General features: G+C 34.1%; 25 protein-coding genes. 22 read left to right on the top strand and 3 right to left on the bottom strand.

What is annotated here, in order from left to right; genetic code table 11:
- Positions 1-34: 34 nt before the first annotated feature.
- The 9 genes from TD18_RS09510 to TD18_RS09475 all read left to right on the top strand — a co-directional run bounded on the left by TD18_RS09510 (position 35) and on the right by TD18_RS09475 (position 6,131).
- Positions 35-646, top strand: a complete 612-nt coding sequence (locus TD18_RS09510; RefSeq protein ID WP_040251687.1) for a fumarylacetoacetate hydrolase family protein — start codon at positions 35-37, stop codon at positions 644-646.
- A complete protein-coding gene (locus TD18_RS09505) occupies positions 647-988 on the top strand; it encodes a hypothetical protein (protein ID WP_040251685.1) in 342 nt (113 codons plus the stop codon).
- A complete protein-coding gene (locus tag TD18_RS09500; RefSeq protein ID WP_040251682.1) occupies positions 988-2,235 on the top strand; it encodes a CinA family nicotinamide mononucleotide deamidase-related protein in 1,248 nt (415 codons plus the stop codon). The genes TD18_RS09505 and TD18_RS09500 overlap by 1 nt, the downstream gene beginning before the upstream one ends.
- 81 nt (positions 2,236-2,316) lie before the next feature.
- Positions 2,317-2,553, top strand: coding sequence for a 50S ribosomal protein L28 (gene rpmB / locus TD18_RS09495; RefSeq protein ID WP_040251681.1), 237 nt, complete (start codon positions 2,317-2,319; stop codon positions 2,551-2,553).
- Positions 2,554-2,580: 27 nt separating this feature from the next.
- Complete coding sequence (rpmG, locus tag TD18_RS09490) at positions 2,581-2,763, top strand: 50S ribosomal protein L33 (RefSeq protein WP_007648529.1); 183 nt, start codon at positions 2,581-2,583, stop codon at positions 2,761-2,763.
- Positions 2,764-2,770: 7 nt separating this feature from the next.
- Positions 2,771-2,923, top strand: a complete 153-nt coding sequence (locus TD18_RS17030; RefSeq protein WP_076616978.1) for a DUF4295 domain-containing protein — start codon at positions 2,771-2,773, stop codon at positions 2,921-2,923.
- A 173-nt stretch (positions 2,924-3,096) separates the two neighbouring features.
- Complete coding sequence (gene ftsY, locus TD18_RS09485) at positions 3,097-4,071, top strand: signal recognition particle-docking protein FtsY (RefSeq protein ID WP_040252008.1); 975 nt, start codon at positions 3,097-3,099, stop codon at positions 4,069-4,071.
- A 110-nt stretch (positions 4,072-4,181) separates the two neighbouring features.
- On the top strand, positions 4,182-4,454 hold the full coding sequence (locus tag TD18_RS09480) for a hypothetical protein (protein WP_040251675.1): 273 nt from the start codon (positions 4,182-4,184) through the stop codon (positions 4,452-4,454).
- Between the two features lie 42 nt (positions 4,455-4,496).
- Positions 4,497-6,131 carry an amidase family protein gene (locus TD18_RS09475; protein WP_040251672.1) on the top strand — a complete coding sequence of 545 codons (1,635 nt, stop codon included), beginning with the start codon at positions 4,497-4,499 and terminating at the stop codon, positions 6,129-6,131.
- Here TD18_RS09475 and TD18_RS09470 read toward each other — a convergent pair.
- On the bottom strand, positions 6,128-7,144 hold the full coding sequence (locus tag TD18_RS09470) for a serine hydrolase domain-containing protein (protein WP_241480663.1): 1,017 nt from the start codon (positions 7,142-7,144) through the stop codon (positions 6,128-6,130). The genes TD18_RS09475 and TD18_RS09470 overlap by 4 nt on opposite strands.
- 181 nt (positions 7,145-7,325) lie before the next feature.
- Between TD18_RS09470 and rimO the strand changes: the two genes are divergently transcribed.
- On the top strand, positions 7,326-8,633 hold the full coding sequence (gene rimO / locus TD18_RS09465; protein ID WP_040251667.1) for a 30S ribosomal protein S12 methylthiotransferase RimO: 1,308 nt from the start codon (positions 7,326-7,328) through the stop codon (positions 8,631-8,633).
- 30 nt (positions 8,634-8,663) lie between these two features.
- Here the strand turns inward: rimO and TD18_RS09460 are convergent, their stop codons facing one another.
- The gene (locus tag TD18_RS09460) at positions 8,664-11,426 is read right to left on the bottom strand and encodes a putative LPS assembly protein LptD (RefSeq protein ID WP_040251664.1); all 2,763 of its coding nucleotides are present in this window, start codon (positions 11,424-11,426) and stop codon (positions 8,664-8,666) included.
- 127 nt (positions 11,427-11,553) lie between these two features.
- Between TD18_RS09460 and TD18_RS09455 the strand changes: the two genes are divergently transcribed.
- The 12 genes from TD18_RS09455 to TD18_RS09395 all read left to right on the top strand — a co-directional run bounded on the left by TD18_RS09455 (position 11,554) and on the right by TD18_RS09395 (position 24,880).
- Positions 11,554-12,675, top strand: a complete 1,122-nt coding sequence (locus tag TD18_RS09455) for an N-acetylmuramoyl-L-alanine amidase family protein (RefSeq protein WP_040251661.1) — start codon at positions 11,554-11,556, stop codon at positions 12,673-12,675.
- A gap of 54 nt (positions 12,676-12,729) precedes the next feature.
- Complete coding sequence (locus TD18_RS09450) at positions 12,730-13,683, top strand: MlaD family protein (protein WP_040251658.1); 954 nt, start codon at positions 12,730-12,732, stop codon at positions 13,681-13,683.
- An 8-nt stretch (positions 13,684-13,691) separates the two neighbouring features.
- Positions 13,692-15,005, top strand: a complete 1,314-nt coding sequence (locus TD18_RS09445) for a 4Fe-4S dicluster domain-containing protein (RefSeq protein WP_040251655.1) — start codon at positions 13,692-13,694, stop codon at positions 15,003-15,005.
- 133 nt (positions 15,006-15,138) lie between these two features.
- Positions 15,139-15,930 (top strand): (Fe-S)-binding protein, encoded by a 792-nt coding sequence (locus tag TD18_RS09440; protein ID WP_040251652.1) that lies wholly within the window; start codon positions 15,139-15,141, stop codon positions 15,928-15,930.
- Between the two features lie 208 nt (positions 15,931-16,138).
- On the top strand, positions 16,139-16,624 hold the full coding sequence (locus TD18_RS09430) for a hypothetical protein (RefSeq protein WP_040251645.1): 486 nt from the start codon (positions 16,139-16,141) through the stop codon (positions 16,622-16,624).
- 18 nt (positions 16,625-16,642) lie between these two features.
- Entirely contained in the window at positions 16,643-17,866 is a 1,224-nt protein-coding gene (gene serB / locus TD18_RS09425; protein WP_040251642.1) for a phosphoserine phosphatase SerB, read from the top strand.
- Positions 17,867-17,995: 129 nt separating this feature from the next.
- Positions 17,996-20,953 carry a glycoside hydrolase family 3 N-terminal domain-containing protein gene (locus tag TD18_RS09420; protein ID WP_040251640.1) on the top strand — a complete coding sequence of 986 codons (2,958 nt, stop codon included), beginning with the start codon at positions 17,996-17,998 and terminating at the stop codon, positions 20,951-20,953.
- 134 nt (positions 20,954-21,087) lie between these two features.
- Positions 21,088-22,224 carry an N-acetyl-alpha-D-glucosaminyl L-malate synthase BshA gene (gene bshA / locus TD18_RS09415; RefSeq protein WP_040251637.1) on the top strand — a complete coding sequence of 379 codons (1,137 nt, stop codon included), beginning with the start codon at positions 21,088-21,090 and terminating at the stop codon, positions 22,222-22,224.
- 12 nt (positions 22,225-22,236) lie between these two features.
- Entirely contained in the window at positions 22,237-23,034 is a 798-nt protein-coding gene (locus TD18_RS09410) for a hypothetical protein (protein WP_040251634.1), read from the top strand.
- Positions 23,035-23,149: 115 nt separating this feature from the next.
- Complete coding sequence (locus TD18_RS09405) at positions 23,150-24,439, top strand: DEAD/DEAH box helicase (RefSeq protein WP_040252006.1); 1,290 nt, start codon at positions 23,150-23,152, stop codon at positions 24,437-24,439.
- Entirely contained in the window at positions 24,372-24,656 is a 285-nt protein-coding gene (locus TD18_RS09400; protein ID WP_241480662.1) for a DUF6500 family protein, read from the top strand. The genes TD18_RS09405 and TD18_RS09400 overlap by 68 nt, the downstream gene beginning before the upstream one ends.
- Positions 24,656-24,880 (top strand): VF530 family protein, encoded by a 225-nt coding sequence (locus tag TD18_RS09395; RefSeq protein WP_040251629.1) that lies wholly within the window; start codon positions 24,656-24,658, stop codon positions 24,878-24,880. The genes TD18_RS09400 and TD18_RS09395 overlap by 1 nt, the downstream gene beginning before the upstream one ends.
- Here the strand turns inward: TD18_RS09395 and TD18_RS09390 are convergent, their stop codons facing one another.
- Positions 24,881-25,795 (bottom strand): YitT family protein, encoded by a 915-nt coding sequence (locus tag TD18_RS09390; RefSeq protein WP_040251626.1) that lies wholly within the window; start codon positions 25,793-25,795, stop codon positions 24,881-24,883.

Here is a 25,795-nt window from a genome sequence, read left to right as displayed (position 1 = left end):
CTAAATAGTCTAACACGTCTAACTAGTCTACAGTATGAAATTGATTTGCATTGGTCGAAACTATACAGATCACATTAAAGAACTTGAAAATGAAAAGCCAACAGATCCTGTAGTTTTTCTAAAACCAGATACGTCTATTTTATTAAAAAAACAACCGTTTTTTATTCCAGATTTTTCCGAAGATGTACATCATGAAGTTGAAGTATTGGTTAAGATCAATAAGGTTGGAAAGCATATTGCAAAAAAATTTGCACACAAATATTACAGTGAAATTGGTTTAGGAATCGATTTTACCGCTCGTGATTTGCAATCAAAATTGAAAGAAAAAGGGCTGCCATGGGAAAAAGCAAAAGCCTTTGATGGTGCAGCTGTTATTGGTGAATGGCTTCCAAAACAAGATTTTAAAGATCTTAATAACATTAATTTCAGTTTGCAAAAAAACCAAGCAATTGTACAAGAGGGTAATACCAGTTTAATGTTGTACAAAATTGACGAAATCATCGAATATGTGTCAAAATATTTTACTTTAAAGATTGGAGATATTATATTTACGGGAACTCCTGCAGGAGTTGGCAGAGTTATTGCTAATGACAAACTAACCGGATTTATAGAAGACAAACAATTGTTTTCAATAACAGTAAAATAAATGGAACAACATTACAAATTATACAGAGTACGTGAATTAGCTGATAATGACGAAGACTTTATAGCAGCATTAGCGGCCGCATTTTTAGAAGAAGTACCTGTTGATGCTGAACGTCTCAAAAAAGCAGTGGCAGAACAAGATTACTACAATGCCTATCAGGCTGCTCATAAAATGAAACCTACTGTAGATCTTTTCGAATTAGGTGTGCTTCAGGACCTAATCGTAGTACAGGATTGGGGAAAATTTGAAAAAACTGGAGAAGATTGTACTAAAGAATTAGAACTCGTGCTTACAGCTGTTGAAAATGCAACGGCAGAACTCAAAGAAGACTTTAATATATAATGCAAGCAGAAATAATTACCATTGGTGATGAAATTCTCATTGGTCAAATTGTGGATACCAATTCCGCATTTATAGCTAAGCAACTCAATAAAATCGGTGTTTCAGTCTATCAAATTACTTCCGTACAAGACGACAGGTTGCACATTCTAAAAGCACTCTCAGAAGCTGAAGCTAATGCCGATCTTGTTATTTTAACAGGTGGTTTAGGGCCTACTAAAGATGATATTACCAAAAAAACAATTACAGATTATTTTGACGATTCACTAACTGAAAATCTTTCCGTTAGAAAAAATATAGAACATCTCTGGAACGTATATGTTAAAAAGCCTGTAATGCAGGTCAATCTAGATCAGGCTTTAGTGCCCTCAAAAGCCGAGGTGTTAATGAATAAATACGGAAGCGCACCAGGTATGTGGCTTGAAAAAAATAATACTGTATTTGTGTCCTTGCCAGGTGTCCCATACGAAATGAAAGCCTTAATTACAGAGGAAGTCATTCCGAAATTAAGAACCCGTTTTAAGTTCCCTTACATTGAACACAAAACATTTTTGACCTATGGCTTAGGGGAAAGCTCTCTAGCCGAACGCATTGAAGCTTTTGAAAATGAGTTGCCAGAGTTTATCAAATTAGCGTACTTGCCCAGTTTAGGTCGTGTGCGTTTACGTTTGTCTGCTAAAGGTAATAATAAAGACCTTATTGTAGCCGAAATGCAAAAGCAAACCGATGTATTGTTGCCACAAATAGAAGATATATTTGCAGGTTTTGAAGAAGATTTATCCATTGAGGCAGTAATAGGCAAGTATTTAACTGAAATAGGTAAAACAGTCGCAACAGCCGAGAGTTGTACAGGAGGTTTAATTGCTGAACGATTTACTGCAAATGCAGGTGCATCTAAATATTTTAAAGGGAGTATTGTGAGTTACACGAAGGATATAAAGGTTAATGTTCTTAAAGTTTCTGAAGATATTATTGATAAATATTCAGTTGTGAGCACACAGGTTGCTGAGGCCATGGCCAAAAATGTTTTACAAATTATGAAGACAGATTATGCCATTGCTACAACAGGAAATGCTGGCCCTACGAAAGACGATACAGATGAAGATTTAGGTGTTGTATGTATTGCTATAGCTACAAAAAGCGAAGTGTATTCTGAACAATTTAGCTTTGGAAATCATCGCGTTAAAGTGATTAATAAAGCAGCAAATAAAGCTTTTGAAATGCTACAAAAAGAAATTTTAAAAAAGTAGCACTATTAGTTTGTTGATATTATAAAGATTTACTAAATTTGCACCCTGTTTTACAGAAAGATAATTAAAAGTTAGAAAGAAATGTCAAGAGTTTGTGAACTTACAGGAAAGAAAGCGATGGTTGGAAACAATGTTTCTCACGCTATGAACAAAACGAAGCGTAAATTTAACGCTAACTTAATCAAGAAGCGTTTCTTTATTCCTGAAGAAGATAAGTGGGTTACCTTAAAGGTGTCTACTTCAGCATTAAAGACTATCAATAAAATTGGTATTTCTGCTGCATTGAAAGAAGCTAAATCTAAAGGATTTTTAAAATAATAGCGTAACTGCTTAAAGTCACCCAAAATGGCAAAAAAAGGAAATAGAATACAGGTAATATTAGAATGTACAGAGCATAAAGAGTCTGGGCAACCAGGAACTTCTCGTTACATTACAACGAAAAATAAAAAGAATACGCCAGACAGAATGGAGATTAAGAAATTTAATCCTATCTTAAAGCGTATGACAGTTCATAAAGAAATTAAATAATTAAGTCATGGCAAAGAAATCAGTAGCATCATTACAAACAGGATCTAAAAGACTTACAAAAGCGATCAAAATGGTAAAGTCTCCAAAAACAGGCGCTTACATGTTTGTTGAGTCAGTAATGGCACCAGAGTTTGTCAATGATTTTTTAGACAAAAAATAATTTAGTCAACATTGATCTAAATACGAACTGCTTTCATATTTGAAAGCAGTTTTTTTATGGCTATATTTGAGTGTTTTACTGCCATTTTAGCAGTGTAATTTTAAGGCAAGGAATTTGCCTTGTAATTTAGAGGAATCACATCCTTTATGAACAACAAACAACTAAACAATACTATGAGTTTTTTTAAAAAAATATTTTCTTCAGAAAAAAAAGAAACCTTAGATAAAGGCTTAGAGAAATCGAAAACTTCATTTTTCTCAAAATTAAATAAAGCGGTTGCTGGTAAATCTAAGGTTGATGATGATGTCTTAGATAATCTTGAGGAAATTTTAGTCAGTAGTGATGTCGGTGTCAATACAACATTAAAGGTTATTGAGCGTATCGAAGAACGCGTAGCAAAAGATAAATATTTAGGTGCCTCAGAGCTAAATCAGATATTACGAGATGAAATTGCTGGTTTGTTATCTGAAACCAATTCAGGAGAAGATACAGATTATGTGATTCCGCAACTGCCAGAGCAAGCAGATGGTTCCAAAACACCTTATGTATTAATGGTTGTTGGTGTTAATGGTGTTGGAAAAACGACAACTATTGGTAAGCTGGCTTATCAGTTTAAAAAGAAAGGCTTAAAAGTTGTGCTTGGTGCTGCAGATACGTTTAGAGCAGCAGCTATCGATCAACTTCAGGTTTGGGCTGATCGTGTTGATGTGCCTATGATACGACAAGAAATGGGATCTGATCCTGCAAGTGTTGCATTTGATGCACTTCAATCTGGTGTAAATCAAGATGCAGATGTGATTATTATTGATACTGCTGGTCGTTTACACAACAAAATCAACTTAATGAACGAGCTGACTAAAGTAAAACGTGTCATGCAAAAGGTGGTTGGTGATGCACCTCACGATGTGCTTTTAGTGTTAGATGGTTCGACAGGACAGAACGCTTTTGAACAAGCTAAACAATTTACTGCTGCAACAGAAGTGACGTCTTTAGCAGTAACTAAATTAGACGGTACAGCTAAAGGTGGAGTTGTTATTGGGATTAGTGATCAATTCAAAATTCCAGTAAAGTATATCGGAGTTGGAGAAGGTATCGAAGATTTACAAGTCTTCAATAAATATGAGTTTGTCGATTCTTTCTTCAAATAATAAATTCCTGTGCTGGGAGGAATCTCTACATAATGACTACAAGTTTCAGTTTTAAAAATTATTATATTTTAAAGTTGATAACGTTTGTAACCTTCATGTATTCGGTTATAATGTTTGTTAAAAATCTTCAACCACTTTTCGGACTTATCTCTAAACCTGAAAATCCATTAATCCCGAAGCATATCAATTCTTATGTAGCTTTTCCATCATATTTTATTATACCATACTTTGCAATTATAATGGTGCTTTCTGGTCGCATTATAATAACAAAACAGTATAATTTTAAAGTGGTTTATGCATTATTTTCTCTGGCACTATTGGTTTATTTTTATCAATCATATATTTATGAATTTATTATGGATATAAATCCATATACATCATAATTGTGTTTCATGTGTATTTCGTATTTTTATAAAAAAGAAACGATGAGATATTTTTTAAGCCTTTGCCTATTTTTTGTTCTATTATCTTGCAAGAAAGATTCTAAAAACCTAGAGACAGACGTTGAATCTTCTTCCGGCATTAGTGCTATTTCCACTAAAGATTTTAGAGATTTTAAAATCTTAGATTCTGAAATTATAGCTAATGAACAAATCTGGAAATCTTTAGAAAAGCAACTGGCCGATTTTTCTGAAGAAAAGTACGAGGCGCTCAAATCTCTAATTTTGGACCAAGATATTCCTACGCTTCAAAAGCAAATTTCTGAAGGCAAACTAAGTTATGAAGTGCTTGTTAAATTCTATTTATTTCGTATTAAAACATTTGACAGAGAAAACGATTTGTCGTTAAATGCTGTAATTTCTTTAAATCCAAATGTTATTGAAGAAGCTATGCAAAAGGATCGCGAGCTGTTAAATAAAAAATTGAAGCATCCTATTTTTGGAATGCCAGTGTTATTAAAAGATAATATCAATACCACTGAAATGCCTACAACAGCTGGAGCTCTAGCCTTAAAAAACAATACGACTGAAGATGCATTTGTTACAAAACGACTCAAGGAATCAGGTGCATTAATTCTAGGAAAAGCAAATCTTAGCGAGTGGGCTTATTTTTTCTGTGGTGAATGTCCAAGTGGTTATAGTGCTGTTGGTGGACAAACATTAAACCCATATGGAAGACGAACCATCGATACTGGAGGTTCAAGTTCTGGAAGTGGAGTAGCAGTAGCTGCAAACTTTTGTGCTGCTGCTGTAGGTAGTGAGACAGCAGGTTCAATCTTGTCTCCAGCAAGTCAGAATTCTGCTGTAGGTTTAAAACCTACTGTTGGTTTGCTTAGTAGAACCGGAATCATTCCAATTTCTTCAACCTTAGATACACCAGGACCAATTACAAAAAATGTCACAGATAGCGCCATCATGTTAGATGCAATGAAAGGACTTGATAAAGATGATTTTAAATCGGTAAATCCTAAGTCGGTGTCTTACTTCAACGAACTTTCAGATGCAAGTTTAGAAGGAAAACGCTTTGGAGCATTTAAAGAATTGATGGATGATGAATTGTATGTCGATGCGATAAATGTTCTTAAAGAACAAGGTGCTGAAATTGTAGAAATTTCCGAAGAAAAAATTGATTTGCCAGACTTTTTAAGATTGCTTAATTTAGATATGAAAGCAGATTTAGCGACCTATTTTAAAACATCAGCCAATAAAGATCTTACTTACAGCACCATTGAAGATGTCATGGACTTCAATTCAAAAAACTCGGAAAAAGCCATGCCTTATGGTCAAAAATTATTTGAAGGTGTTTCAAAAGATAACAGTACAAAAGAAGAGTTTGATGCCATAAAAAACACATTAAAGACCAACGGAAAGCAATTTTTTGACGTTCCTATGGACCGTCAGAATCTAGATGGCATATTATCAGTTAATAATTTTCATGCTGCTGAAGCTGCAGTTGCAGAATATCCTGCGCTTACAGTTCCAATGGGTTACACTGAAGCAGGAGTTCCTAGAGGTTTGACATTTATTTCAAAACCTTTAACAGAAAGTGCTTTGTTACAATGGGCTTATGTGTATGAACAAGCGTCAAAGATGCGACTTGCACCAAAAAACTATGATTAATTTATAAAAGCATTTATTTTCAGCCATAATTCATTATCAAAGTTTGATAAGGCAAAGTTGGTATCATCTGCTGCTTCTCCCATTCTTACAATCACCAGTTTTTTACTTGGAACGATGTAAATTTTTTGATCATCTCTTCCTAAAGCGCAATACATGTCACTTGGTGCATTCGGAATTAAAGTTCCTGAAAATTCAAACTGCGACTGAGGTAAATGATAAGACGATTTTCCGTTAAGCCACCATAAATAGCCGTAAGCTTGATTTATTGATTGTGATGTATTGACAGCTTCATTTACAAAATTCTCAGAAACAATTTGAGTGTCATTCCATTTACCATTTGCATAAGTAAGTAATCCAAAGCGCGCCATACTTCTTGTGTTGCTCCAATAGACATTTGTGTTTTCAAAAGGAATCCATAAACCAGACATGCCTATTTTATCTTTCAAACTCGTATTAAAATAAGTGTTCCAAGTTTGATTGCTTGCTGCTGAAATAACATCCTGTAATTTTAAAAACACACCATGATAAGCCCAGCGATTGCCTGCATCTGCAATGTATTGTAAATCTTCGGGAGAAATACCATCACCTAAAGTATCATCTAATCCTGAAGTCATCGATAGTAAGTTTTTACAGGTAATTAAATTTTCTTTTTCTAATGGATTGCTCGTCCAGCCAATTCCTATATAATCTGATACTTTGTCATTAATAGATAATAAGCCTTCATCTTGGGCTATTCCCGTAACGGCAGTTGTTAAGGTTTTTCCTGCACTTGCCCAATACCATGGCAATGTTGCAGTATGATTATTCATATAAGACTCAACAACGATTTTTCCGTTATGAAGAATGATGAAACCTTTGGTGTTTTTCTCTTCAAGAAAATCTAAAAGTGGTTGTAATTGAGTTGAATTCCACTCCAATTCTGAAGCAGATTTGGTTTCCCAAGTCTCACTTCCGTCAGTAGGTGGAAAATAAATAGCCTCAACTTCAGGAGTTTGGTCTATTGGAGTTTCCATATCAGAGCTATCATTTGAAGAGCAATTAACAAGTAGTAAGCAGCAAAACAGATTAGTTAAAATATATAAACGATTCATAACTTCAATTTAATCTTAGACCATTCCTATTTCAGAAGGTTTAATTCATTTGTAGCAAATATATCACAAATCATTGCGTATCTTTGCCCACTGAAATTTAATTATGAGAACGAAATCACTTAAGAAAAATAGAATCAATGTTGTCACACTTGGCTGTAGCAAAAATGTGTACGATAGTGAAGTGTTGATGGGGCAACTAAAAGCCAGTGGTAAAGATGTTGTTCATGAGGAAGAAGGGAATGTTGTTGTAATTAATACTTGTGGCTTTATCAATAATGCCAAAGAGGAAAGCGTAAATACTATTCTAGAATTTATGCAAAAAAAGGAAGCTGGTGAAGTTGATAAAGTCTTTGTGACAGGATGCTTGAGTGAACGCTATAAACCAGATTTACAGAAAGAAATCCCTAATGTAGATCAGTATTTTGGTACAACTGAATTGCCTCAGTTATTAAAGGCTTTAGGTGCAGATTATAAGCACGAATTAATAGGTGAGCGATTAACAACTACACCTAAAAATTATGCCTATTTGAAAATTGCTGAAGGTTGTGACAGACCTTGCAGTTTTTGCGCAATCCCTTTGATGCGAGGAAAGCATAAAAGCACACCTATTGAAGACATTGTTATTGAGGCTGAAAAATTAGCAGCTAATGGTGTTAAAGAACTTATTTTAATTGCTCAGGATTTAACCTATTATGGTTTGGATCTTTATAAGAAGCGAAATTTGGCTGAATTACTTGAACATTTGGTAAAAGTAGAAGGTATTGAATGGATTCGTTTGCATTATGCATTTCCAACTGGTTTTCCGATGGATGTGTTAGAAGTCATGAATCGTGAGCCTAAAGTTTGTAATTATTTAGATATACCTTTACAACATATTAGTGATTCAATATTAAAGAGCATGCGTCGAGGTACTACGAAAGAAAAGACCACTAAACTGCTACAAGAGTTTAGAGCTAAAGTTCCGGAAATGACCATCAGAACGACTTTAATTGTCGGTTATCCAGGTGAAACTGAAGAAGATTTTGAAACCCTTAGAGATTGGGTTAAAGAGATGCGTTTTGAGCGTTTAGGATGTTTTACCTACTCTCATGAAGAAAATACACATGCTTATAATCTGGAAGATGATGTGCCTGAAGAGGTGAAAATCGATAGAGCAAATCAGATTATGGAAATTCAGTCTCAAATTTCATGGGAATTGAATCAGTCTAAAATCGGACAAGAATTTAAGGTGGTAATTGATAGAAAAGAAGGTAACTATTTTGTTGGTCGAACCGAATATGATTCGCCTGATGTTGACAATGAAGTTCTAATTGATGCATCTAACACCTATTTAAAAACTGGAGAATTTACAACTATAAAAGTGATTGAAGCAGAAGACTTTGATTTGTATGGAGAAGTTATGACTTCCTAATTCTCAATAAATACTTCCATTTAGAAAACCCTAAAGCTGTTGGTCTCTTTGTCTTCGTTTATCGTACTTAAGATCTTTCAACAGACTGGATTTAATTCCTACGAAGAAATTCCATGAATTATAGGTTCCAAAAGGCACCCAACTAAAATTCAGACGCCAGGATAATAAATCGCGTTCAAATCTGAATTGTGTTAGTGTAAATCCTTGATTTTTGAAATCATAACCAGATGAGGCGCCAACCGTCCATCTAGGTGATAACTCGACATCGCCAGAAAACATCAGTGAATGTGATGAGATTTCATTTTGTCTCGTATTATTTGAATAATTTACTGCATAAGCTAAGCGCAAACTCCAAGGAATTTTATAATTATATAGTTCTGATAAGGCTTTATCTTTGTCTTCGTCTTTATCGTCATCTGTAAGCCGTCGGTCTGCAAAATCTTCTGGTCTTCCAAACAAGTCGTCAGCACGACCACCACTTCTAATCGATTCCTGTATGGCAGGATCATTTTCTTGATTGCCAGAACCATCAAATGATTTACTTGAAAGAGAATAACTCATATTCAAATTGGCGGTTGTTAATCTAAACAGACTTCCACCATTGTCAATATTGTACTGGTTAATTCTTCGATTATTGTTATCTAGTGCATATGGATCTAGCGTTGCACCAAAATTGATACTCATTTTGTCATTTAAAATTGAGGTTCCACCACTAACTCTTAAAGGACTCCATCGCAACGAATCTGCTGCAAAATTATAGGAGGTCTGAAAGTTTAAGTTGTTCAGTAATATCACTTTTTTAGGCTCAGTAGCAGTACTGTCTTTGTCTCTTACTTTTGCTTCAAAGTTATTACCAACAGAAAAGCCTAAAGCGCTAGAAAAATTCTGATTTGGAGCGCCAAAAATGGAACCTTGAAAACGCGTGTATTCTTCTTTTGTTGTTCCATCAGCATCGATCACTTCAAATGAATCGTAATATTGATCAAAAGCCGGATTAATATTATAACTAATAGATGGTCTGATCACATGTCTAATGGCTTGAATTTTTGGATCCTTTCCTTCCTTTTTAAAATTAAATAAGCCATAGACCGTAGTTCCTATACTCGTACTAAAATTATACGTATAAAAACGATCAAAACCTGTCAGGTCTTCAGTTATAATATCTCCTTCTTCATCTTGATATTTTCTTATCGTGTTATACGTCCAGTTTTCTTCAAAATTAACACTGGTACTCATACTAAAATATTTAAATACTTTGAAGTTGGTCGATATAGGAATAGAGTGTAAGGCTCCTATTTTAGCAGTATCAAACATTTCTTTTTTGAAAAATAAGGAGTCTGTGGTTTGAATTCTGTTTTCTGCTCGTACATTATACTGAAAGTTAATGTTTTGAATAGCACCTTTTTTTGAACCTACTTTTGGCGCAAAAGGAAACACACGACTCACACTCCCTTGAAAAGTTGGTAAAGTCATGTTGATGACTTCGGTATTAGTGTTTTGTGAATGCGTCGCAGTAATGCTCATGTTAGCTTGAGGTTCACCTTGAAACGTTTTTGAATACGAAACAGAGGAAGCTAACGTGTTATTTTGAGAATTTGAAAGGTTTAATTGATTTATAGATTGTCTGAAATACGTACTACTTCCTAAGTTAACAGCTGCCGAAAATCTTGAACTGGGATTTGATTTGGCATCTTGACTGTGCGACCATCGAATATTGTAAATAGTTGCTTTTGAAAAATCTGGAAATCCTCTTTCACTATTGATTAGATTTTCATATCTTATACTTAAATTTCCATTATATCTGTATCGATTAGCGTAGTTCGTTTCAAAACGTAATCCGTAACTCCCATTGGTGTAATAATCACCAAGTACAGCTAAATCGATATAATCACTAATAGCAAAATAGTAGCCTCCGTTTTGTAAAAAGTAACCTCTGTCATTACCATTATCTTCACCAAAAGACGGAAAAATAACACCTGAAGTGTGCTTGTCTGTCATCGGGAAATAAGCAAACGGTAAACCAATTGGAGTTGGTACATCATAGATAAACATGTTTGTGAGGCCAGTTACTACTTTTTTTCCTGGAACAATCTTAGCTCTTCGCATTAAGAAATAGTATTCAGGATCATCTAAGTTTTCAGAAGTTGTGTATTTAGCGTTTTTGACAAAGTATACAGAATCGTTTTCTTTTTTTGTGATTTCAGAAATAATAGTACCACCACTTTGTTCGGTTCTAGAATTGTAAATCAGGGCTTTTTTTGTGACAGTATTAAAGATAATAGAATCGGGTTCAACAACATTTGAACCTTGCGTAAAAACAGGAGATTGTGAGTAAACTCCAGCAGAGTCTTTTAGTCTTCCAGCATACACCAGATCTTTATTGTGATCTATGATAATGATGCCAGAGGTAATGGTCATATCACCATATTTTACTTCAGCTTCGTTGTAAAGTGTAGTTTGTTGCAAGCGTTGGTTTAAGGATACATAATCTTTTGCTTTATACTTTACGATGTCTGTAAGAAATTCTTTTTTTGGAGCTACCGAATCTTTGCGTGTACTGTCAATTTCCTTAAAAGGCATTGGTAAGCCTAAAAGAGAATCTGTTTTTACTACAGTTGAATCTGTAATAGGTTTTGGCTTAATTGGATCTTTGGGTTTTGGCAATTCTTGTGCAAAGCAAAACATGTTGATAAACACGGTAAAACTTAAGGTAAAAAGTATATGAAAGCTTTTTGTATGCAATGCTTTTAAATGTATTTTTGCTAAAGTATGGCTCGGTTTTTGAATTGCCAAAATTACATATATTTTTTATGATTAGTTTATAATTTGAGCAAATTATAAAAAGTCCTGAAACTCAGTCGTAACACGTGTAAACTGGGAATTTTAAAATAAACCGAAAGTATTAACCGTTAGTACAAATATGAAAACGAACTTACATTATATAATCGTATCCATTGCCTTAATATTTACATGTTTTTTAACATCTGCAACTAATATTACCAAGAACAAAGAAAAGTTTGTTGTAGTTCTTGATGCAGGACATGGTGGAAAAGATCCTGGGAAACCCTCAAAACATGGGTATAAAGAAAAAGATATTGCTTTAAGTATCGTTTTAGCTATAGGTAAGGAACTTGAAAAAAATCCTGACATTGAAGTGGTTTACACGAGAAAAACAGATGTATTTGTCGATTTATTTGTCAGAGGGAAAATTGCAAATAAAGCCAACGCTAACTTATTTGTGTCTGTACATTGTAATGCTCATACTTCACAAGCATATGGCTCTGAAACTTATGTGTTAGGATTGCATAGAAATGAAACTAATTTTAATGTGGCTAAAGCTGAAAACGAAGTTATATTTTTAGAAAAGGATTATAAGAAAAACTATGGTGAGTTTGATCCTAATTCGCCAGAATCCTATATTGGTTTAACATTAATGCAGGAAGAATACCTTGACCAGAGTATTCAGTTGGCTTCAAATATTCAAAATCAGTTCACCAATAAATTAAAACGCAAGAATAGAGGTGTAAAACAAGCAGGTTTTATTGTATTGCATCAAACTGTGATGCCAAGTGTGTTGGTAGAAACAGGTTTTATAACAAATACACAAGAGGGGAGATACTTAAATTCTAAAAAAGGACAAAAAGAGTTGGCAATTGCTATTAAAGATGCTATCGTTGAATACAAAAACAGTGTGCAACAAAACGTCAGTGACACAATTTACGAAGAAACTAATCCGGTTATGACTACTATGCCAGGTGACGAGACTTTGATTTTTGATGACATTGTATTTAAAGTTCAGATAGCAGCAAGCTCAAGAGATTTAGAACCAAAATCTTACAACTTTAAAGGGCTTACAGATATTTCAAAAGAAAAAGTTGGTGATTTGTATAAATATTATTTTGGAAATACGTCTGATTATAATGAAATTAGACGGTTAGAGGCTATTGCAAAGCAAAAGGGATACACGAGTAGTTTTGTTGTTGCCTTTCAAGATGATAAGCAGATTAAACTGTCAGAGGCACTAAAAACAAGCTCAAATTAGAAACATTCTTTATATATTTATTGCTAAGTTTGTTATAACCAAATATAAGACGCATTGAAAATTTCAAGAGAAGTAAAAACAGCAGTATTAGTCATATCTGGCATTCTATTATTCATTTTCTTATTCAATTATCTCAAAGGTGAAAACATTTTAGATTCCTCAAGAACGTATTATGCACTTTATGATAACGTAGAGGGTCTGGCTCCTTCAACTCCTGTCACTATCAATGGAATGAATGTTGGTAAAGTGAAAGATATTACTTTCAAAGGTGATGGCTCAGGGCAATTATTGGTAACTTTATTGATCGATAACAGTTTCCAATTTTCGAAAAATAGCAAAGCTGAATTGTATGATTTAGGATTAATTGGAGGAAAAGCAGTAGCCATAATTCCTGCGTTTGATAATGCAGAAAATGCCAAAACTGGGAGTTATCTTGATACTACGGTTAAGGCTGGTCTCACTGAGCTTGTTAATCAGCGTTTAACTCCTTTACAAGAGAAAATTGAAGCTGTAATGGAAAATACTGATGCTCTACTTACCAATTTAAATGACGTTCTCGATACTGACACTAAAGGAAATATTAAAGAAGGTATTGCTGAATTAAATGCAACCATCAAATCTTTTAAACAAACATCTATGTCTTTGAATAGACTAGTTGATACAAATAAAGAAAGTTTAACAGCGACAGTTTCTAACTTTGAAACCACATCTGAGAATTTTGCCAAACTCTCAGATTCTTTATCAAATGCTAACTTTGCTGCAACTATGAAAGATTTGCAGTCTGCTATAAAAAACTTTGATGCTATTATGTCGAGCATAAATAATGGTGAAGGCAGTATTGGCAAACTCTTAAAAGAAGAAGGTTTATATGATAATTTAGAGGCAGCATCTAAAGAGATGGAAGAATTAATAAGAGATATCAAGTTGCATCCTGCACGCTACAGACGTATCTTGTCTAAAAAAGAAATTCCATACGAACCACCAACAGAAGAAGAACTTAATAATTAGATTTCAATATGGAATATGTACCAAACATAATATTTGCCGTAATTCTTATCATTGGTATTGGTTACTTTTCAAGAAACGTAAAAAAACTCTTTAGAAACATTAAATTAGGTCGTGATCTTGATGTTTCAGACGACAAGCCACAACGCTGGAAAAATATGAGCATGATTGCTCTTGGGCAAAGTAAAATGGTTAAGCGCCCAATTGCTGGATTCCTGCATGTAATAGTTTATGTTGGCTTCGTAATTATCAATATTGAAGTTCTTGAAATTATTATTGATGGTTTAATCGGGACGCATCGCATCGGATTGCATATTCTTCCTAATGCAGTCTATGGTTTTTTAATAGGTTCTTTTGAAGTGTTAGCAGTCCTTGTTTTAATTGCTGTAGTCGTATTTTGGTTACGTCGAAATGTGATTAAGTTGAAACGCTTTTTAAGTGCTGAAATGAAAGGTTGGCCAAAAAGTGATGGTAATATCATTCTGTATTTTGAAGTGGTTCTAATGTGTTTGTTTTTAATCATGAATGCAACAGATCTTGAGTTTCAGGCTTTAAATTCAGGAAATGTTATTAGCCAGTTTATCGCACCTTGGTTTCATGGTTTTTCTGAAGGTACAATTCATCTTATTGAACGATCTGCATGGTGGCTGCATATTATTGGAATCTTAGTGTTTTTGAATTATCTCTATTTTTCAAAACATCTACATATTTTACTGGCATTTCCGAATACATATTACGGAAAACTAACACCTAAAGGTCAGTTTGACAATTTAGAAGCGGTTACTAAAGAAGTGAAAATGATGATGGATCCCAATGTCGATCCGTTTGCTGCACCTCCAGAAGGCGAAGATGCTGCAATGCCTGCAAAATTTGGAGCTAGTGATGTTCAAGATTTAAGTTGGGTAAATTTATTGAATGCCTATACGTGCACTGAATGTGGTCGATGCACGAGTGAGTGTCCTGCAAATCAAACAGGTAAAAAATTATCGCCTCGAAAAATCATGATGGATACTCGTGATCGCTTGGAAGAAGTTGGTAAAAATATTGATGCTAACAAAGGCGAGTTTAAAGAGGATGGAAAGCAATTATTAGGGGACTATATTACTAATGAAGAATTATGGGCTTGCACAAGTTGTAATGCTTGTGTTGAAGCGTGTCCTGTAAGTATAGATCCTTTAAATATCATCATGCAAATGCGTCAGTATTTGGTAATGGAGCAAAGTGCTGCACCAATGGAACTCAATAATATGATGACCAATATCGAAAACAATGGAGCACCTTGGCCTTACAACCAAATGGATCGTTTGAATTGGAAAAATGAATAAATAAATAATTTGGGCGTTACCCTCTTTCGCTTAAAAAAGCTTCAGAGGGTCGGGCTTTCCGCTATATCTTTTTGCTTTTAATGGCAAAAAGGATGTCGCTACAATCCCTAACGCAACTTTAGAACTTATAAGAATGAGCGAAGTATTAAAAGTGCCAACCATGGCAGAATTTATGGCAGCTGGTAAACAACCAGAAGTGTTATTCTGGGTTGGATGTGCAGGAAGTTTTGACGATAGAGCTAAAAAAATTACCAAAGCGTTCGTAAGATTATTAAACAAAGCAAATGTTGAATTTGCAGTTTTGGGTACCGAAGAAAGTTGTACTGGTGATCCAGCTAAACGAGCAGGTAATGAGTTTTTATTTCAAATGCAAGCAGTAACTAACATTGAAGTGCTAAACGCATATGAAGTAAAATCAATTGTGACTGCTTGTCCGCACTGCTTCAATACCATTAAAAATGAATATCCTGGACTTGGTGGAAATTATAAGGTTGTGCACCATACACAATTTTTAAAAGACTTACTCAATGATGGTAGATTAACCATTGAAGGTGGACAATTTAAAGGTAAACGTATTACATTTCATGATCCATGTTATTTAGGTCGAGCTAATAATGTTTACGAAGCACCTCGTGAATTAATCAGAAAATTAGATGCCGAATTAGTCGAAATGAAATCCTGTAAATCCAGAGGGTTGTGTTGTGGAGCAGGAGGAGCGCAGATGTTTAAAGATGCTGAACCTGGAAATAAAGAAGTCAACATTGAAAGAACAGAACAAGCTCTAGAAACCAAACCAGAAATTATTGCTGCTGGTTGCCCTTTTTGCAATACCATGATGACCGATGGTGTTAAAAATAAAGAAAAAGAAGGTGAGATTGCAGTCATGGATATTGCTGAGTTAATTGCCAACGCTCAAGATTTATAAACTAATGGCAGGTGTAAATAAAAAACGTGTTATTATAGCAGCTTTAGTTGGAGGTCTCATTTTTTGCGCTATCGTTCTTATTATAGACTACTTTTTAGGACGAGGATTCTCTTGGCAGAGACTATTATTTTACTACGTTTTTGCTACAATTATGTATGGTTTTCTAACCTACAGAAATTTTAAAAAACATCAAAAATAACAACATACTATGTTAGTTGATTTCAACACATTACCTGAAGAATCTAGAATTTGGATTTATCAAGCTAACCGTTCATTTTCAGATCAGGAAATTTCTGAAATTGAAGACAAACTGAAAACCTTTATTGAAAACTGGACTGCTCATGGAAGTGATTTACAATCCGGATTTACAATTAAATACAAACGCTTTATAATTATTGCTTTAAATCAGAATTTAAATAAAGCAACGGGTTGCAGCATAGATGCTTCGGTGCATTTTATTCAGCAATTAGAAAAGGAATACAATGTAGATCTTATGGATAAGATGAATGTGTCTTACAAACAAGGCGATTACATTGCTTACAAAACGCTCCTAGATTTTAAAAAAATGGCAAAAGATAAAGCGGTTTCAAAAAACACGATAGTCTTTAATAATATGGTCAACAATATTGCAGAATTTAATGAAAATTGGGAAGTTCCTGCTAGTGAGAGCTGGCATAGTAGATTCTTAAAATAAATTAAGATACAATTTAATATGACCAAAGATATTTTTCTGATGAACATATCCGGACAAGATAAACCTGGATTAACCTCTAGCTTAACAAGTGTCTTGTCCCAATATGGAGCTAAAGTCTTAGATATAGGGCAAGCTAATATTCACGATACCTTGTCTTTAGGTTTTTTATTTGAAATTGGTGTAGGCCATGATTCAGATGCAGTGTTAAAAGACCTGCTATTTAAAACCTATGAGCTCGACGTTACTGCTAAATTTACACCGATTTCTCTGGAAGACTATGAGAAATGGGTTCAATTGCAAGGTAAAGATCGTTACATCATCACCATTTTAGGAGAAAAATTATCTGCTGAACAAATCTCTCGAGTCACAAAAGTGATTTCAGATAAAAACTTAAATATTGACGCTATCAAGCGATTAACAGGTAGAACTTCTCTGGTTAAAGAAGAAGAGTATCCTCGAGCATCTATTCAATTATCTATTAGAGGAAAAATTGATTGTAAAGCCGATTTTACTGAAAAATTTATGCAAATTTCAAAAGAGTTAGATGTTGATATTGCTTTTCAGGAAGACAATATTTACAGAAGAAATAGACGTCTAGTTTGTTTTGATATGGATTCTACTCTCATTCAAACTGAAGTTATTGATAAGTTAGCAGAACTTGCTGGAGTTGGACCAGAAGTAAAGGCCATTACAGAATCTGCCATGCAAGGAGAAATAGATTTTAATGAGAGTTTTATTAAACGAATGAAACTGCTTAAAGGCTTAAGTGAAGAGGTGCTTCATGATGTTGCTGTTAATTTGCCAATTACTAAAGGTGCTAAACGATTAATTGATACCTTAAGAAGTTACGGATTTAAAACGGCTATTCTTTCTGGAGGATTCACTTATTTTGGTGAGTATCTTAAAAAAGAATTAGGTATGGACTATGTTTATGCCAATCAGTTAGAAATCAAAGATGGTGTTTTAACTGGTGGCTATTTGGGAGACATAGTTGATGGCAATAAAAAAGCAGAATATCTTAAAGAAATTGCCATAAAAGAGGGCATCGATATTAGTCAGACCATTGCCGTAGGTGATGGCGCAAACGATTTGCCAATGCTAAATCTAGCTGGTTTGGGTATAGCCTTTCATGCCAAGCCTACGGTAAAGGATAATGCTCAAAGTTCTATATCCAGTATTGGGCTGGATGGAGTGCTATATTTATTAGGTTATCACGATAGACATATCGATTTAATCGAATAGTATTCACCACCACTTTGTTTACAACCTTCTTTATAAATCTATCTTAAAGTCTTTATTCTTCCTCTTAAAAATACTATTTTGGCATAGTTTTTAGTTATGTGTATTAGACTTAAAATGTAGAAAAGATTTATGCGATATATATTGTCCCTCATCACCTTTATTGTTTTTTCAAATACTGTTATCTCTCAAGATGCAGACCATCCTTTGGCTGCTAAAGATATTCAAGCTCAAAAAAAATGGGTTGATAGTCTTTATAACACAATGTCCTTAGAAGAAAAAATCGGGCAACTATTTATGGTTCAAGTATTTTCTAATCAGGATAAAGCTACCGAAAATAAAATAGTTAACCTTATAAGAGATAATCATATTGGAGGACTAATTTATTCAAAAGGAGGTCCTGTACGACAGGCTAAACTCAATAATTTGTATCAGGCTATTTCAAAAACACCATTATTAATTGGAATGGATGCAGAATGGGGTTTAAGTATGCGATTAGATTCTACGTATGCGTTTCCATGGAATATGACGCTTGGAGCCATTCGTGATAATGCACTTATTGAAAGAACTGGCTATCATATTGGTGAACAATGTAAACGTATTGGTGTTCATTTTAATTTTGCGCCGGTTGTAGATATCAATACAAATCCGAAAAATCCAATTATCGGAAACCGTTCGTTTGGTGAAGATCGGGATAACGTTACTGAAAAAGCTCTGGCATTCATGAAAGGAATGCAAGATGCTGGTGTATTGGCGAACGCCAAACATTTTCCTGGTCATGGAGATACCGAAAGTGATTCGCATAAAACCTTGCCTACCATTAATTTTGATGAAAAGCGAATTGATTCTGTCGAGTTATATCCTTACAAGAAACTTATAAAAAAAGGATTGAGTAGTGTTATGGTGGCGCATTTAAATGTGCCTGGTTTAGAACCTAGAAACGGTTTCCCTTCATCTTTGTCAAAACACGTTGTAACAGATATTTTGAAAGATTCACTTCAGTTTAAAGGGTTAATTTTTACTGATGCTTTAGAGATGAAAGGCGTAGCTGATTATATCGAAAAGGGAATTGATGGAAACAGCGCTACTAATATGACTAAAGATGGTGACATTGATTTAATGGCATTTTTAGCTGGAAATGATGTAATGCTGATGTCTGTAAATCCGGAACAAGCAATTCAAAAGTTTGTTACTGCTTACACAAATGATGTCATGAGTGAAGAGCGTTTGTCACATTCAGTTAAGAAAATATTGATGGCAAAATATAAAGTCGGACTTCATAATTATATGCCAATTGGAACATCAACTTTGGTTGAAGACCTTAATCGTCTTAAAGATGATTTGCTTTATGAAGAATTGTTAGAAAATGCCATTACTCTGGTTAGAAATAAATCTGAAGTCTTGCCATTGCGTAACCTTCAGACCAAAAAAATTGCCTATGTCCAGTTTGGAGATGATGATGGTTCAACATTTTATAACGAATTAAAAAAATATACTAAGGTACATCGAATCGAAGCCGAAAAGCTAGACGAAATGATTACCAAACTTCAAAATTATAATACAGTAATTATTGGGTTGCATCGATCTAATGATAATCCTTGGAAAGATTATGAGTTTACAGACAAAGAATTGGTTTGGCTCTATGAAATTGCTCGAACAAATACAGTAATTCTCGATGTGTTTACAAGACCTTATGCGCTTATCGACTTGAAAACAGTAGAAAATATAGAAGGAATAGTCATGAGTTATCAAAATAGTGAGATTGCTCAGCAAAAATCTGCGCAGGCTATTTTTGGTGCGATTCCGGTAAAAGCAAAACTACCTGTTTCAACTGGCGAATACTTTAAGGTTAATGATGGCTTTACTTACAATGCACTTAATTCTCTAAGTTATGGTTTACCTGAACGCGTTGGAATGAGTTCAGAACTTTTAAAGCGAGTGGATTCAATTGCACAATATGCTGTAGATAATAAAATGACACCAGGCATTCAACTGCTAATAGCACGAAAAGGGAAAGTGATTTACAACAAGAATTTTGGTCATCATACGTACAGTAAAGAGCAGAACGTTAAGTTTGACGATGTGTATGATGTGGCTTCATTAACAAAAATATTGGCAACACTGCCTTTAGTTATGGAACTTGAGGAAAAAGGGGCTGTGTCTTTAGATACGAAGTTATCTAAAATGCTTCCGGAATATATGTCTTCTAATAAAAAGAACGTGACAATTAAACAAATGTTATCGCATTATGCGAGACTAAAACCATGGATACCATTTTATGTTGCCACTTTAGATTCGGTTACAAAAAAACCAGACCCAAAATATTACCGAACCAAATTCAGTTCTAAATTTAATATCAAAGTCGCTGAAAATTTATACCTGAGACAAGATTATCCAGATTCTATTCAAAAAATAATTAAAGACAGTGACCTGTTATCCAGATTGCGTTATCGCTATAGTGATATGCCATATTACATTTTGAAAAAATATATTGAGAAGTATTACAATAAAGGTCTGGATGAATTGGTTCAGGATCATTTTTACCAATCGTTAGGTGCAAATTATACCACTTATAACCCTTCAGTTAAGTTTAGTAATATTAATATTATACCTACCGAAATTGATGATTATTATCGCTATCAAGAAATACAAGGTTATGTTCATGATATGGGAGCAGCCATGCAAAATGGCGTAGGTGGACATGCAGGTATTTTTAGTAATGCCAATGATGTCGCTAAACTTATGCAGCTGTATTTACAAAAAGGTTATTATGGTGGAAAACGTTATTTTAAAACTGAAACATTAGATAAGTTTAATACCTGTTACTATTGTGAGAGTGATAATAGACGAGGTATTGGTTTTGATAAACCTCAGTTAGGTGATGAAGGACCAACATGTGGATGCTTATCTATGACAAGTTTTGGACATTCTGGATTTACAGGAACTTACGCTTGGGCAGATCCTGAAGAAGAAATTGTTTATATTTTTCTTGCAAACAGAACCTATCCAAAAGCTGGTAAAAATCTATTGCTAAGAGAGAATATCAGAACAAATATTCAAGAGGCTATCTATGACGCTATCATAGAGTAATAGTATTCAAATACCTTTCAAAATGTTAAAGACTTCACGTTAAGCAGTATTAATCTTTATATTTACATACATCTTATAAATACTAGTTGTTAGGTTCTGAAAATTATTAAGACCTAATCTATAAAACCATTTTAATGAGAATAGGAATTGTATGTTACCCAACATTTGGAGGTAGTGGTGTAGTTGCCACAGAATTAGGATTGGAATTATCAAAACGCGGACATGAAATTCATTTTATTACCTACAGTCAACCAGTACGATTGGAGTTATTGAGTAATAATGTGCATTATCACGAAGTAACTGTTCCTGAATATGCTTTGTTTTTATACCAACCTTATGAATTAGCTTTATCGAGCAAGTTAGTCGATATGGTAAAACTTCACGACATCGAAATTTTACATGTTCATTATGCAATACCTCATGCCTACGCTGCGTATATGGCAAAAAAAATGTTACAGGAGGAAGGTATTTATATCCCGATTGTAACCACACTTCACGGAACAGATATTACCTTAGTTGGAAGCCATCCATTTTATAAGACAGCAGTAACATTCAGTATTAATAAATCTGACGCAGTAACTTCGGTATCTCAGAGTTTGAAAGAAGATACCTTGCGTTTGTTTGATATTAGAAATGACATCGATGTGGTTCCAAACTTTATCGATCTAGGTAAGCATGAAAATCATTTTACTGATTGTCAACGCGGAATGATGGCCACTGATGAGGAAAAAATTATTACACATATTAGCAATTTTAGAAAGGTGAAACAGATTCCTGATGTGATTAAGGTGTTTAATAACATTCAAAAGGAAATGCCAGCGAAATTAATGATGGTTGGTGAAGGTCCTGAACGAGAACCTGCTGAACAATTGTGTGCTGAATTAGGCATAAGTGATAAAGTAATATTCTTCGGAAATAGTAACGAAATAGATAAAATTCTTTGCTTTAGCGATTTGTTTTTATTACCATCATTAACAGAGAGTTTTGGTCTGGCTGCTTTAGAGGCTATGGCATCTGGAGTGCCAGTAATTTCAAGTGATACAGGAGGAATTCCTGAAGTAAATACCAATGGTGTTTCAGGATATTTAAGTCCAGTCAACGATATCGAAGACATGTCAAAAAATGCCATTCATATTTTAAGTGATATTAAACGATTATCTCAATTTAAAGCCAATGCTAAAGAAGCGTCTAAGCGATTTGATATTCATGCCATTGTTCCACAATATGAAAAAATTTATGAAGATACTTTGCGTAAATGCTTAGTGCTTTAACATGTGCTATTTATGAAAAAGATACTTCAAATTTCTAATGTATTAGCATTGGTCGCTACTGTATTTATAAATTATTTATCAAATACAGGTACTATAAACAATACGACTATTGGTGAAGTGTCTGGTGGATTGAGAACTTTATTTACACCAGCAGGATATGCTTTTGCAATTTGGGGATTAATCTATTTGATGCTCTTTGGGTTTGCTGTATATCAAGGTAGAAGTTTATTTCTGAAAGTAAGAGATGACGAATTTGTAATCAAAACGGGTTGGTGGTTTGTTTTGTCGTGTATTGCTAACTCTGCTTGGGTTTTTAGTTGGATTTATGGTTACACCGGTTTGTCGTGCATATTTATTTTTTTGTTGCTAATATCGTTACTTAAAATAGTTTGGAATAACAAGATGGAACTATGGGATGCTCCAATTTCAGTCATTGCCTTTATATGGTGGCCATTTGTGATTTACAGTGGTTGGGTAACTGTTGCGAGTATAGCAAATGTTTCAGCGTATTTGGTGAAGATTGATTGGAATGGTTTTGGCTTATCTTCGGTAACTTGGACCATCATAATGATAGCTATTGCAACGCTTGTTAATCTGGTAGTCACTTGGAATCGCAATATGCGAGAGTTTGCTATGGTTGGTGCCTGGGCACTAATTGCAATTGGTATTGCTAATAAAAACGGAGAAGTTATTATTAAAAGTATTGCTTTTATGGCTGCTGGAATTTTAATCGTTAGTAGTCTCATTCACGGATTTATAAATCGAAAAACAAATCCTTTCATAAAGTTAAAAGAGTTTAAAAGCAACTAAAATCTAGGTATCGAATAAATTAGCATTACATTTGCTTAAAATAACAGAGATGATGTTTAAATAATGTAGATATCTTCATCTTAAATGCCAATTATTGGCCTTACAATTATTATTTATGTCATTTCAATCTTTAGGCTTATCTGATGCCTTGTTAAAAGCAATTAGCAAAAAAGGATACGAAACTCCAAGTCCAATTCAGCAAAAAGCAATTCCTCCAGTATTAGAAGGTCGCGATGTATTGGCTTCTGCACAAACAGGAACTGGGAAAACAGCTGGTTTTACCTTGCCAATTTTGCAATATTTATCTGAAAATCCTAAGGAGAAATTCAGACCTATTCGGGCATTAATCTTAACACCTACACGTGAACTTGCAGCACAGGTTCATGAAAGTGTGAAGGATTACAGCGAGTTTTTGAATATTAGCAGTATGGTAATATTTGGAGGTGTCAATCAAAAACCGCAAGTCGCTAGATTACGACAAGGTGTTGATGTACTAATTGCGACACCAGGTCGATTATTAGATTTACATAACCAAAACCTTTTATCAATTAAACGGGTTGAGATCTTTGTGCTTGATGAAGCCGATCGTATGTTAGATATGGGTTTTTTAAGAGATATTGAGCGTATTATGAAATTGATGCCCGAAAAACGTCAGAATTTGATGTTTTCTGCAACTTTTTCAAAGGATATTAGAAAGCTGGCTAATGGTATTTTAAATAATCCAGTTCAGGTAGAGGCAACTCCTGAAAATACGACTGTCGAAGCGATTTCTCAAAAAGTGTATCGCGTTGCTAAAGGAAAGAAAACAGATTTAATTATTAAGCTTATTTCTGATGGTCACTGGAAGCAGGTTCTTGTATTTACTCGAACAAAGCATGGCGCAAATAAACTTTGTAAAAAAATGATAAGCGCTGGAATTACAGCTGCTGCTATTCATGGTAATAAAAGTCAAGGCGCAAGAACTAAAGCTTTGGCTGGTTTTAAAAATGGAAGTGTAAAAGTATTGGTTGCAACAGATATTGCCGCTCGTGGTTTGGATATTCCATTGTTGCCTCATGTTGTGAATTTTGAATTGCCTAATATTTCTGAAGATTATGTACATCGTATTGGAAGAACAGGAAGAGCTGGAGCAAACGGACAAGCAATCTCTTTAGTGAGTGCAGATGAAACTACTTTTTTACGCGATATTGAAAAGTTAATCGGTCAAAAAATTGAAGTAGAAATTTTGGAAGGTTTTGAGCCAGATCCAAATGCTTCAACAGAACCCATTAGACCTGGTCAGAACAAACAACCTCGAAATTCCCGTAAGTCTGGAACATCTGGAACTAAAAATTCAGGTGAAAATAGAAAAAACTCTAATCGAAATAAAAGCAACACTTCAAGGCGTAACGATAGACGACATTAGAATGACTCCTGTTTTAAAATCTAAAATCTTACATGTTTGTGATACTAAAATCGCTCAGAAAGGAACATCTGTTGGAATTTCATTTTATGCTTTTTTTAAAAACAAAAATGACAATCCAGAATTATTGATGGAAGCTGCCACTTGGTGGATTAAAATACAACAATTAAATCATTTTGAAAAAGCAGTTAAGATTAAAAAACTGGTGGAACATTTATAATGGAAACTCAGAAGAACAATCCTTTGCATGGCATAAAACTAGAGCAAATTGTAACCGATTTACAAGCGCATTATGGTTGGGAATATATGGGTCATCAGATCAATATTCGTTGTTTTAACGATAATCCTTCTGTGAAATCAAGTTTAAAATTTTTAAGAAGAACACCTTGGGCACGTCAAAAGGTAGAGCAGATGTATTTAAATTATTTGAAAAACATGAAGTAATTATAAGTTGTGTTCTTCAATAAAATCAGCTAATTTTTTTCCTTTCTTTTTGTTTAGGTAACGACGTAAAACGCCACCTTTAACGCTGTTTACATCAAACTCAACGATAAACGCATCTTCATCTATATCTGCAACGATTCTATACATTTTTTTTATATCAATACGATTAATAATCGTATGTATAATATCGAAATCTTGAAATTCACCTCTGCTGCCAAATCCTTTTTTTCCTTTGTAAATAGTCATTCCTGCACCAAGTTCTTTTAAAATGGCAAGTTTAATTGTTTCATATTCTTTGGATACAATGGTGATACCAATAAAATCTTCAAAGCCTTCAATAATTAAATCGGTGACTTTAGCTGTAACGATATAAGTAAGTATAGAATAGAGCGCAACTTCTACAGATAATAAAAAGGCTGTAATACCAAAAAGAATGACGTTAAAAACTAAAATAACCTTGCCAATACTAATCCCAAAACGATCATTAATAAATACACCTAAAATTTCTGAACCATCTAATACAGAACCGTTTCTTATTGCGATTCCAATCCCAGAACCTAAGAACAAACCTCCAAATATGGATATGAGAAGTTTGTCTTCGGTAATCGTTTCAAAATTTTCAAAATGTATAAATAGTGCTAATCCTAAAATACTCAAAATGGATTTTAAAATAATGCGTTTAGAAACCGTGAAGTATCCTAAGATTAAAAAAGGAATACTAAATAGTACTAATAGGTATGACAGGCTGATATCTACAAAAGCTTTAATAAGTAGGGCTACACCTGTGACACCTCCATCCATAAAGCCATTTGGGAGTAAAAAGGCATTTAAGCCAATACTGGCTAGCACTATGCCTAAGAATATTTGAAAGTATTCTGAGAGGGATTTATAGATTCTTTTTCGTTTTGAAAGCAT

Origin of the sequence: Psychroserpens mesophilus (assembly GCF_000826645.1) — a bacterium.
Lineage (GTDB): Bacteria > Bacteroidota > Bacteroidia > Flavobacteriales > Flavobacteriaceae > Psychroserpens > Psychroserpens mesophilus.
The sequence above is the reverse complement of the archived record's forward strand: the minus strand, read 5'-3'. Positions and strand labels throughout refer to the sequence as shown.